The 10,309-nt window shown below is 46.2% G+C and carries 7 protein-coding genes and 19 tRNA genes; 2 read left to right on the forward strand and 24 right to left on the reverse strand.

What is annotated here, in order from left to right:
* Nucleotides 1–24 precede the first annotated feature (24 nt).
* The 5 genes from B5D59_RS12785 to B5D59_RS12805 form a co-directional block, all read right to left on the reverse strand.
* Nucleotides 25–1,464 (reverse strand): o-succinylbenzoate--CoA ligase, encoded by a 1,440-nt coding sequence (locus tag B5D59_RS12785; protein ID WP_009497986.1) that lies wholly within the window; start codon nt 1,462–1,464, stop codon nt 25–27.
* Nucleotides 1,465–1,533: 69 nt separating this feature from the next.
* On the reverse strand, nt 1,534–2,352 hold the full coding sequence (gene menB / locus B5D59_RS12790; protein WP_009497987.1) for a 1,4-dihydroxy-2-naphthoyl-CoA synthase: 819 nt from the start codon (nt 2,350–2,352) through the stop codon (nt 1,534–1,536).
* Nucleotides 2,353–2,364: 12 nt separating this feature from the next.
* Complete coding sequence (gene menH / locus B5D59_RS12795) at nt 2,365–3,195, reverse strand: 2-succinyl-6-hydroxy-2,4-cyclohexadiene-1-carboxylate synthase (protein ID WP_139366016.1); 831 nt, start codon at nt 3,193–3,195, stop codon at nt 2,365–2,367.
* Nucleotides 3,185–4,906, reverse strand: a complete 1,722-nt coding sequence (gene menD / locus B5D59_RS12800) for a 2-succinyl-5-enolpyruvyl-6-hydroxy-3-cyclohexene-1-carboxylic-acid synthase (RefSeq protein ID WP_078818234.1) — start codon at nt 4,904–4,906, stop codon at nt 3,185–3,187. Before menD ends, menH begins: the two co-directional genes overlap by 11 nt.
* Nucleotides 4,899–6,275 (reverse strand): isochorismate synthase, encoded by a 1,377-nt coding sequence (locus tag B5D59_RS12805; protein ID WP_078818235.1) that lies wholly within the window; start codon nt 6,273–6,275, stop codon nt 4,899–4,901. The genes menD and B5D59_RS12805 overlap by 8 nt, the downstream gene beginning before the upstream one ends.
* Before the next feature lie 234 nt (nt 6,276–6,509).
* On the opposite strand from B5D59_RS12805, the gene B5D59_RS12810 reads away from it, so the two are divergent.
* Together B5D59_RS12810 and B5D59_RS12815 are read left to right on the forward strand one after the other, a co-directional pair.
* Entirely contained in the window at nt 6,510–7,421 is a 912-nt protein-coding gene (locus B5D59_RS12810; protein ID WP_078818236.1) for a 1,4-dihydroxy-2-naphthoate polyprenyltransferase, read from the forward strand.
* A 149-nt stretch (nt 7,422–7,570) separates the two neighbouring features.
* Nucleotides 7,571–8,314: a TraR/DksA C4-type zinc finger protein gene (locus tag B5D59_RS12815; RefSeq protein ID WP_245799524.1), complete on the forward strand. Its 744-nt coding sequence runs from the start codon at nt 7,571–7,573 to the stop codon at nt 8,312–8,314.
* 215 nt (nt 8,315–8,529) lie between these two features.
* On the opposite strand, the gene B5D59_RS12820 is transcribed toward B5D59_RS12815, so the two are convergent.
* The 19 genes from B5D59_RS12820 to B5D59_RS12910 form a co-directional block, all read right to left on the reverse strand.
* Nucleotides 8,530–8,601: transfer RNA gene (locus B5D59_RS12820), tRNA-Glu, on the reverse strand.
* A gap of 8 nt (nt 8,602–8,609) precedes the next feature.
* Nucleotides 8,610–8,700, reverse strand: a tRNA-Ser gene (locus B5D59_RS12825).
* A 4-nt stretch (nt 8,701–8,704) separates the two neighbouring features.
* A tRNA-Asn gene (locus tag B5D59_RS12830) sits at nt 8,705–8,779 on the reverse strand.
* 1 nt (nt 8,780) lies between these two features.
* Nucleotides 8,781–8,857: transfer RNA gene (locus B5D59_RS12835), tRNA-Ile, on the reverse strand.
* 4 nt (nt 8,858–8,861) lie between these two features.
* A tRNA-Gly gene (locus B5D59_RS12840) sits at nt 8,862–8,935 on the reverse strand.
* 5 nt (nt 8,936–8,940) lie between these two features.
* Nucleotides 8,941–9,016, reverse strand: a tRNA-Phe gene (locus B5D59_RS12845).
* A gap of 25 nt (nt 9,017–9,041) precedes the next feature.
* Nucleotides 9,042–9,117, reverse strand: a tRNA-Asp gene (locus tag B5D59_RS12850).
* A 1-nt stretch (nt 9,118) separates the two neighbouring features.
* Nucleotides 9,119–9,193: transfer RNA gene (locus B5D59_RS12855), tRNA-Met, on the reverse strand.
* A gap of 91 nt (nt 9,194–9,284) precedes the next feature.
* A tRNA-Ser gene (locus B5D59_RS12860) sits at nt 9,285–9,377 on the reverse strand.
* Between the two features lie 15 nt (nt 9,378–9,392).
* Nucleotides 9,393–9,469, reverse strand: a tRNA-Ile gene (locus B5D59_RS12865).
* Nucleotides 9,470–9,474: 5 nt separating this feature from the next.
* A tRNA-Met gene (locus B5D59_RS12870) sits at nt 9,475–9,548 on the reverse strand.
* A 29-nt stretch (nt 9,549–9,577) separates the two neighbouring features.
* Nucleotides 9,578–9,653: transfer RNA gene (locus B5D59_RS12875), tRNA-Ala, on the reverse strand.
* Nucleotides 9,654–9,659: 6 nt separating this feature from the next.
* Nucleotides 9,660–9,736, reverse strand: a tRNA-Pro gene (locus B5D59_RS12880).
* A 30-nt stretch (nt 9,737–9,766) separates the two neighbouring features.
* A tRNA-Arg gene (locus B5D59_RS12885) sits at nt 9,767–9,843 on the reverse strand.
* A gap of 11 nt (nt 9,844–9,854) precedes the next feature.
* Nucleotides 9,855–9,943: transfer RNA gene (locus B5D59_RS12890), tRNA-Leu, on the reverse strand.
* Nucleotides 9,944–9,954: 11 nt separating this feature from the next.
* Nucleotides 9,955–10,026 (reverse strand) — tRNA-Gly (locus B5D59_RS12895).
* Between the two features lie 7 nt (nt 10,027–10,033).
* Nucleotides 10,034–10,115, reverse strand: a tRNA-Leu gene (locus tag B5D59_RS12900).
* 25 nt (nt 10,116–10,140) lie between these two features.
* Nucleotides 10,141–10,216 (reverse strand) — tRNA-Lys (locus tag B5D59_RS12905).
* A 10-nt stretch (nt 10,217–10,226) separates the two neighbouring features.
* Nucleotides 10,227–10,302, reverse strand: a tRNA-Thr gene (locus B5D59_RS12910).
* Between the last annotated feature and the right edge of the window lie 7 nt (nt 10,303–10,309).

The raw sequence follows: 10,309 nt of genomic DNA on the forward strand, positions 1-10,309 counted from the left end.
AGTGGGGTTGACTCCACTGTTTTTTTATAGACTTTTTTTCAATTCGAAACGCATTAACTTATTGGACGCATTGCGCGGCAGCTGATCGACAAATCGAATCTCTTTCGGTACTTTGTAGCGAGCTAAGTGTTGCGCGCAATACGCCAGTATCTCCTGTTCTGAAACCTGATCGCTTATGAGGAAGGCTACTGGGACTTGTCCCCATTGGTCGTCATCTTTTGCGCAAACCCCCGCTTCCCTAACTGCGGGATGTGCCAATAGGACGTTTTCAATTTCAGCAGGATAGATGTTCTCTCCGCCAGAAATAATTAAGTCTGCGCGTCGATCAACGATGAATAAATATCCCTCTTCATCTAAATATCCAGCATCACCCGTAGCGAGCCAGCCATCTCCCGTGAGTGGTGAACGGTTACTTTGGCTTCCAATATACCCTGGTGTGACATGTGGACCTTTTATAAGGACCTCACCCACTTCTCTCGCCTGATCTGTCCCTTTAATTTTAATCTGATTAAAAAACAGCGGCTTTCCGGCAGATCCTAATTTACGAACAGCATCTACTTTCCCGAGAGTCGCAGTTTGAGAAGAAGTTTCCGTCATGCCGTACGTCTGTAAAATAGGCAAACCGCACTCAGCAGCCCTTTCTAAATAATCAAGCGGGACGGGCCCACCGCCGACCAGCATCGTCCGGAATGTCGGATGGGCTTTACTGTTCCCTTCTTCTATGACCCGAACAATTTGATCTAATGTCAACGCAACAACTGACATAGCCGTTACTGTTCCTGCTGTAATCTGTGCTGCGGCCTCTTTTGCATCAAATTTTTCGTAAAGTCGCGTCTCCATTCCATAAATAACGGAACGAATGATAATTGATAAGCCGCTAATATGGAATAACGGCATCATACAAAGCCAAGAATCTCGATCCGTTAATCCTAGATTCAACACAGAAGCCAGAGCACTAGATGTATGATTGCCGGCTGTCTGACGCACGCCTTTTGGAACGCCTGTGGTGCCTGAAGTATACATGACCGAAAGCGTCCGATCTTCTTCCCACAGTTCCACTACCTCGAATTCTTTTCGTTCCGCTTGGCGAATAGTTGAATAGGACAAACATTCCACTCCGTCTAGAATAGGAGTCTGGGCAACCCGGTCATCGACGACCACTATCTCAACTTCCGCATCGTTAATTTGCCATTCTAGTTCGTCTTCAGTAAGTCGGCTATTGAGAAACACTACTTCCACACTCAATAACCAGGACGCATGAATGAATAACACGGTCTCTTCATTGGAATGGCTCAATAAAGCTACTCTATCACCCGATGCAATATTAAAACTATGTAGCTGTTGTGCGATTCCAAGCGACGCTTCGTACAATTCACGGAAAGTCCATTGCCCTTCCTTTCCCACCAAAGCGGACAGCTCTGGAGACACCTTCGCACGCTGATGCAACCAATTCGGGATCATCATAAGAAACTACAACCTCCAATTAAATAGTGTAATGAAAAAGCTGCCCATTATAGGCAGCTTTTAAAACGTTTAAGGGAAACGCGGGAACTGATCGAAGTCCGGTTTGCGTTTTTCTTTAAATGCATCGCGTCCTTCTTTCGCTTCATCCGTTGTGTAATAAAGAAGTGTAGCGTCTCCAGCCATTTGCTGAAGTCCAGCCAGTCCATCCGTATCCGCATTCATTGCAGCTTTCAAGAAGCGCAATGCAGTCGGACTCTTACTCAACATTTCCTCACACCATTGTACGGTTTCATCTTCCAATTGATCGTAAGGAACAACTGTGTTGACCAGACCCATGTCGAGTGCTTCCTGCGCATCATATTGACGGCATAAGTACCAGATTTCACGCGCTTTCTTATGGCCCACAATACGCGCTAAGTAACCAGATCCGTAACCAGCATCGAATGAACCAACAGTCGGTCCAGTCTGTCCGAAACGTGCATTATCAGCTGCAATTGTCAAATCACAAACAACATGCAGAACGTGGCCGCCACCGATTGCATAACCAGCAACCATTGCGACAACCGGCTTCGGAATTACGCGAATTAGACGTTGCAGATCCAACACGTTCAAGCGAGGAATCTCATCGTCACCTACGTATCCACCGTGACCGCGAACAGATTGGTCGCCTCCTGAACAGAAAGCCTTTTCTCCTTCACCTGTTAACACGATGACACCGATACGTTGATCATCTCTTGCTCGTGAAAATGCATCAATCATTTCAGAAACGGTTTTCGGCCGGAATGCATTTCGCACTTCTGGACGATTGATCGTAATTTTTGCAATGCCGTTGTACATTTCATATTTAATATCATCATATGTACGAAGCGTTTCCCATTGACGGGTCATACTAACTCCTCCTCATTTTCCAACTGTTTTCAGATAGCTCTTTATCATTGTAGCAAATTGCCGCGGTTTTTCCACATGAATTGCATGTCCCGCGTCTTTTATCGTTTCATGCAAGGCATTTGGCAATAATCGTTTCATTTCCCGGGCAATATTTTCAAATTTCTCATCTTCACTTCCCGTGATGAGCAAAACTGGAAACTCAAAATGCGTCAACTCATCCCAATATGATGGCTGACTTCCTGTCCCAATTCCCCTCAGACTATTTGCCAAGCCAAGCGGCTGCTGCTTCAGTCGCTCAAGCCGCACAGCCAGCTGCTTCTCATCCGAAAGTTTTTTTTGCGAATGAAAAAGGGGAATTTCCTGCCAAAAATCGACGAATTTCTCGATTCCTTCGTTTTCGATTCGCTCCGCTAACTTTGCGTCTGCAACACAGCGTGTAGTCCGTTCAGCTTCCGTTCCTAAACCAGGTGAACTGCTTTCTAGTATCAAGCCGGCAATTTGGTCGGAATACGTTGCGGCATAGCCAAGCGCTACTCTTCCGCCCATTGAATACCCTAACAGAATGGGCTGCTCAATGTGTAGATCTGCCAATAACTGATGCAAATCTTCAATCTGTTCATTCATTTGATAACGTTCTGGCTCCGTTGGAGAGGCCGTTCTGCCGTGACCAATTAAATCGACCGTGATGACATAATGCTGTGTCAGAAGTATATCGATCGTTTCCCGCCATGTATCTGTTGAGCCCGTAAAGCCATGCAACAGGACAATCGCCGGTAATTGCTCATCTCCATGGCGTTCTACATAGGTTTGAATTCCACGGATGTCCATGACTTCAGCCTTCAATGCATTCCACCCTCTTCGCGATTTCTCGCCATACCGTCCGATGTGCTTCCACATTATCCGCACGATTCGTAAAGACTTCAATCATTCGCAGGCTGGACGTTTTAGTCGCTTGCATTACGTTTTCAAATGCCTCCACTGTAGACACCGCATCATACTGCGCTTCATACATCGCCGCAATATGATTGAATGTCAAATTCGTCGGAGTACCGAATAATTGCTCATAATAGTCTTCCACAGATGCTTGAGGCAGATAGGAGAAGATGCCCCCGCCATTATTATTGACGATGATAATCGTTAAATCTGTCTCCTGTAATCTGGATATGATCAATCCATTCAAATCATGTAAAAACGCCAAATCACCAATTAATAAATAGGTAGTTCGTTTGCGGCCTTCTTGGATACCAAGAGCAGTCGAAACTACGCCATCGATACCATTTGTCCCCCGATTGCAAAATAGCGAAATATCTTTTTCGGTCTTCTTAAAATACGTATCCAAATCACGTATCGGCATACTGCTGCTGCACACGACATCAGCTTTATTAGGCAGATGTGCAATGAACTGACGCACGATATGCCCTTCATCTCCGTTAAAATACATTTCATCATTGAGCACATCAGTGGAAATCTGGTTCGCTTGAAGCCATTGATTTGTATAGTCAGTCCGTTCAAGACAGACATCCATCTCCTGCCAAACACTCCTTGCTGTAGTTTGCAAATGATGCGTTGTCAGACCTAAGGGATCGCGATAATTTGGGGATTCATCCACTACAATATATGTTTTTGGACAGACCCTCTTTAAAAACAACGTTAATGGCTTAGAAACAGGCTGTGGTCCGAAACGGATGACACAGTCTGGCTGTACCCCTTCGCTAAATGTTTCACTTTTTAACAATGCGTCATATTGATCGATACATAAATCGATACAGTCAGCTGGTACCTGCGAACGCAAATTGGATAGCGGGTCACATAATACCGGCCACTGAAGCAACTTAGCAAATTGCCAGAACTGCTCTTTCTGCAATTCAGGCGGCTGTTCACCGATGATCAAAATACCTCGCTTTGACTTAGTTATCGCTTGCTGTAAGAAATCCTTCATGTCATTAGACAACGAGGCTTCACCGATGAATTGCTGTTGGAACCTGCTGACCGGTGCCTGTCCTTCTAAATCAATTAGCAACGGCTCCCGAAACGGCACATTCAGATGGACAGGACCCTGTGGTGCAGTTTTCGCAACAGCAAGCAGCCGGACTGCCCGCTGTTCCATGTAATTCAGAATTTCTGCACGGTTTTCGGGAACAGGAAAGTCTACACTTTCTTTAACGTGCTCCCCAAACATACGAATCTGGTCTATCGCCTGCGGAGCACCGACTTCACGCAGTTCATGCGGACGGTCTGCGGTGATGACAATAAGAGGCAGACGAGCATAATAGGCCTCTGTTACTGCCGGATGATAATTCGATGCAGCAGTACCCGACGTACATAGCAGAACGACTGGCCGTCCAGTCGCTTTCACCAGTCCGAGTGCATAAAATGCTGCAGAACGTTCATCTGTTTGAATAAAAGTCTGCATATCTTCGGACTTTGAGAATGCATAAGCAAGCGGCGTCGATCTGGAACCTGGACTGATGACCGCCTTATTGGCTCCTTGTTGCACCAAAGTTTCTGTTAGACGAAGCACATAGTTCGTCAATCCTGCACGATGATCATTCATGTAAACTTCCTCCGAGCGCACGCAAAACAGGTCTGAATTTTACCCATGTTTCCTTATACTCTTCAGTCGGCATGGAATCCGCCACGATACCTCCGCCTGCATATAGATAGGCATCTTTGCCAGACAGCAGTCCTGAACGAATTGCGACAGCAAACTCTCCATTTCCTGCTGCATCCGTCCAACCAATCGGTCCTGCATAAAACCCTCTGTCCATTTGCTCTTCATCCCGAATGATCGCAAGCGCCTTCTTGCGCGGAACCCCGCCGAGGGCAGGCGTCGGATGAAGGGCTTCCACGAGACGGAAAATGTCCTGATCTTCAGCTAATTTTCCTTCCACTGGCGTGAATAAATGTTGAATATCTCGGACCTTCAATAGTTTTGGTGTTTTATTCACATGCAAGGAGGAACAGAACTCAGAAAATACTTCCGTAATCATATCTACTACATATTGATGTTCTTCCCGATTTTTCTTGTCACGCAGCAATTGTTCGCCAAGCTGCTGATCTTCAAGGGCTGTTTTTCCACGATGTATGGAGCCGGCTACACAGGCTGAATATGCTTGTCCTTTTGAAATTTCCACAAGTCGCTCAGGAGTCGCACCAAAAAACATCTCTTCTCCTATTTGCAAACCGAAATGATAGCTCGCTTGCTGTTCATTCGTAATTGCGTGCAGGGCAGTTGCTTTTTGAAATTCCTCTTCAAAAGACAATTTGATCTTACGCGCAATGACAACTTTCTCCGCCACCTGCGCTTTAATTTGGGAAGTCACATTCTCGACTGCCTCCATATAGCGATCAGTAGCCAATTCCGTCTGTGAAACGATCGCTGGCTTACCTTGTAATGTGAACTCATCTACTTGCGCAATATGAATCAAGCGGTCACGTTCTTGACGCAGCCCTTCAAACTGAGCAGCTGCCTCTAGCTCGTCTGTAACATAATTGATCGATACGTATGTCTTACCGTTATCAATTTTCAATTGAATCAATGGCACCGTGAAATACGCTGCCGGGAATGCAGTCCATTCATCATCCTGTCTCGTTTGTGGATCGAATGAAAACCCTCCGAACAGCACAGGATCCATATCTTTTTCCTCTTTGATCAGTCTTCCGTAAAGGGCTTTCCATTGTCTGGATATCGATTGAAAGCGGTGTGTGTCAGCAGTCAGTACGGCTGCCTGACCAACGCCAACCAGCTTGACTGTTTTATCTGCATTTTGCCAAAAAAAACGATGATCGCCATAATGTGAACGCCCTGCTTCAAAAAAGGCAAGCGGATCAAGCGTTTCCACTTCTATTGTTTCCGTAAAAAAACGAGCTTCCGTTCCTACAGTCTGACCTAAATTCGCTCGATCGGTCAATTTCCGGTTCATCCTACTCTCTCCTTACTATCATTCAATATGTTGTCGATAAATTTCTTCCAGCCATATAGTAGCCGGACTATAAGTACCTCTATTCTATCACATCGAATGCTTTACTTAGTATGATAAGTCTTCCTGTTCTCGAGGTCCTTCGATAAATGCGTTCGGTTGACCAATCACCATACCTAACAGATTGCTTTTGTTGTATAATAGTAAGTATTGATTATAAATAAGGAGAGATTACACGTGCAACACACAATAGAATCTACTACCGGCTGGCGCGTTTGGTGGCAGCTCACAAGACCGCACACATTAACCGCAGCCTTTGCACCTGTCTTTTTAGGCACCATGATCGCACTGCAATATGGAGCCATTCATTTTCCGCTATTCCTGGCTATGCTGACGGCAAGCTTATTCTTGCAAATGGCAACGAATATGTTCAATGAATACTACGACTTCAAGAGGGGGCTCGATGATGAGCACTCTATCGGCATTGGCGGCACAATTGTACGAAATGGCGTGAAACCGAAAACTGTCCTTAATTTAGCATTGCTATTATATGGCCTGTCGGTTCTTCTAGGCATCTACATTTGCATGCAAACTTCCTGGGTTCTTGCAGTAGTTGGATCCATCGCCATGTTGATCGGCTATCTTTATACCGGCGGTCCCTACCCCATCGCATATACACCATTTGGTGAGTTAGTATCCGGTTTTGTTATGGGAATGCTGTTGATTTTAATTGCTTTCTTCATACAGACAGGAACTATTACAGGAAATGCAATCTTACTGTCCGTGCCAAGTATGCTGCTCGTCGCAGCGATCATGATGGCAAACAATATACGTGATATCGTAGGAGACACCAAAGGCGGCCGCAAGACATTAGCAATTCTGACAGGACGCTCAAATGCTGTCACCATACTCGCCTCATTCTTTATCGTGTCCTATGTTTGGATTATCGTACTTGTTCTTACTGGTCATGTATCCGCTTGGGCTTTACTTGTTCTTCTAAGTATACCTAAACCGCTTCATGCAATTAAAACGTTCAGGCAATACGAGCAACCGATTCACGTGATGCCGGCTATGAAAGACACAGGAGTGACCAATACATTGTTTGGATTTCTTCTCGGCATCGGAATACTTATCGCTCATTTCATCTGAATAAACCATATCTCAAACGTCTACACTGCAAAAGGTAGGCGTTTTTTTGTTGGAAAGGTTTACGCTTCCTAAGAAATAGGGAATGACTGAAGTAATAAAGCTTTCCCCAAACGCCATTACTATTTAAGGAAAGCCATACAGAAAGGGTCGTGAATGAATTGCTAACTACACAACAAATACAAACTTTAGAAAAAGAACTACATGCTATGGAAGAACGTTTAACCCAGACCGAAAAGGAAACAGAGATGGTGCAGTCAGCCCAAGATTCGGTTGGAGAGCTATCAATGTACGATAATCATCCAGCTGATATGGGAACTGAATTGTATGAACGTGAAAAGGATCTAGCGCTGAACACACATGCGGAAGACGAGCTGGGAAAAGTCCAGCATGCACTCCAGGCTATCAAAGACGGAACGTACGGGACGTGTGAAGTATGCGGAAAGAACATTCAATACGAACGTTTAGAAGCCATTCCGTATACAACTGTATGTATTGAAGATGCAGAACAATCCGTTCCCGAGGATCGTCCAGTAGAGGAAGATATTTTAATTATGGCAGAACCGAATTCATTTGCCGAACGTAGATCCGGTGACAGAAGAGATTACGAAGACAGTTTCCAAGAAATCGCAAGGTCCGGCACTTCCGAAACTCCTTCTGATTTTAGCGGTAATGAAAATCGTGATTATGCTGATCTTTATGATGATGATAGTGACGAAGCTACAGAGGAATATGAAGATTTTGCTGTATCAGATATCAGAGGTAAACCTGCTGGCGTCGTGCACAGTGAGGAATCAGAAGAATACAAAGAAGAGCTCGATGCAGAAGGGTTAGAATCACCTCTTGGCGATATACCTTATCATAAAGGCGACAGTTATGTAGATGATAAAAAATAAAGAAAAAAGGCTGGTACTGAAAGTTATTGTAACTTTCAGCACCAGCCTTTCCATATGTAATAATATAACCGGGCAAGAGACTCGGAGAACCGCGAGTATCGTCGGAATGAACCTTAAAGCTTTCAGACCACACGCTGCTGCTAATTTTATATTTAGCAATCTACTAAATAAAAAGAGACAATGCACAATTATATGTGCATTGTCTCTTTTTGGTATGACCCCTACGGGATTCGAACCCGTGTTACCGCCGTGAAAGGGCGGTGTCTTAACCGCTTGACCAAGGGGCCAAAACGTATGGCGGAGAAGGAGGGATTCGAACCCTCGCGCCGCTTTCGCGACCTACACCCTTAGCAGGGGCGCCTCTTGAGCCACTTGAGTACTTCCCCATATTGGCTCCGCAGGTAGGATTCGAACCTACGACCGATCGGTTAACAGCCGATTGCTCTACCACTGAGCTACTGCGGAATGGTGGGCCTAAGTGGACTCGAACCACCGACCTCACGCTTATCAGGCGTGCGCTCTAACCAGCTGAGCTATAGGCCCCTCATGGAGCGGGTGAAGGGAATCGAACCCTCATCATCAGCTTGGAAGGCTGAGGTTTTACCACTAAACTACACCCGCATTAATGGTGGCTCAGGACGGAATCGAACCGCCGACACAAGGATTTTCAGTCCTTTGCTCTACCGACTGAGCTACTGAGCCACATTGTAATTCTTTAAAATAAAAATGGCGGTCCCGACGGGAATCGAACCCGCGATCTCCTGCGTGACAGGCAGGCATGTTAACCGCTACACCACGGGACCTTGGTTGCGGGGGCAGGATTTGAACCTGCGACCTTTGGGTTATGAGCCCAACGAGCTACCACTGCTCCACCCCGCGACAATAAAATACTTTCAAACTTCTTTTTCAACCCGACTACATTATTGTAACATAACAAGTTAGCAAAGTAAAGGGTTTGTTTTAATAAATATGGCGGAGGAAGAGGGATTCGAACCCCCGCGGGCTTTAACACCCCTGTCGGTTTTCAAGACCGATCCCTTCAGCCGGGCTTGGGTATTCCTCCGTACATTAATTAAACTGGTGGACCTTGCAGGACTCGAACCTGCGACCGGACGGTTATGAGCCGTCTGCTCTAACCAACTGAGCTAAAGGTCCTTAGATAGCGGCGGAGGGGATCGAACCCACGACCTTACGGGTATGAACCGTACGCTCTAGCCAGCTGAGCTACGCCGCCACAATTAGTCAGTTATAAACTTATATTATTGGTGGAGCCTAGCGGGATCGAACCGCTGACCTCCTGCGTGCAAGGCAGGCGCTCTCCCAGCTGAGCTAAGGCCCCAATAAGTGGTCGGGAAGACAGGATTCGAACCTGCGACCCCTTGGTCCCAAACCAAGTGCTCTACCAAGCTGAGCTACTTCCCGACTATGTTATGTATAATTTTTGATTAAATATGGCGCGCCCGGCAGGAGTCGAACCCACAACCTTCTGATCCGTAGTCAGACGCTCTATCCAATTGAGCTACGGGCGCATATTTATAAATGGTGCCGAGAACCGGAATCGAACCGGTACGGTAGTCACCTACCGCAGGATTTTAAGTCCTGTGCGTCTGCCAGTTCCGCCACCCCGGCAAGAGTGAAAAAGCGGAAGACGGGATTCGAACCCGCGACCCCGACCTTGGCAAGGTCGTATTCTACCACTGAACTACTTCCGCAAAAAAGTGCGGGTGAAGGGAGTCGAACCCCCACGCCCGAAGGCACTAGATCCTAAGTCTAGCGTGTCTGCCAGTTCCACCACACCCGCAGTATGTTGGCATTTGCCAATAAAGTGGTGAGCCATACAGGATTCGAACCTGTGACCCTCTGATTAAAAGTCAGATGCTCTACCAACTGAGCTAATGGCTCGTACATGAAGTGGTGCCGGCGAAAGGACTTGAACCCTCAACCTACTGATTACAAGTCAGTTGCTCTACCAGTTGAGCTACACCGGCAAAAGTG

The organism is Sporosarcina newyorkensis (genome assembly GCF_900167515.1).
GTDB lineage: Bacteria > Bacillota > Bacilli > Bacillales_A > Planococcaceae > Sporosarcina > Sporosarcina newyorkensis.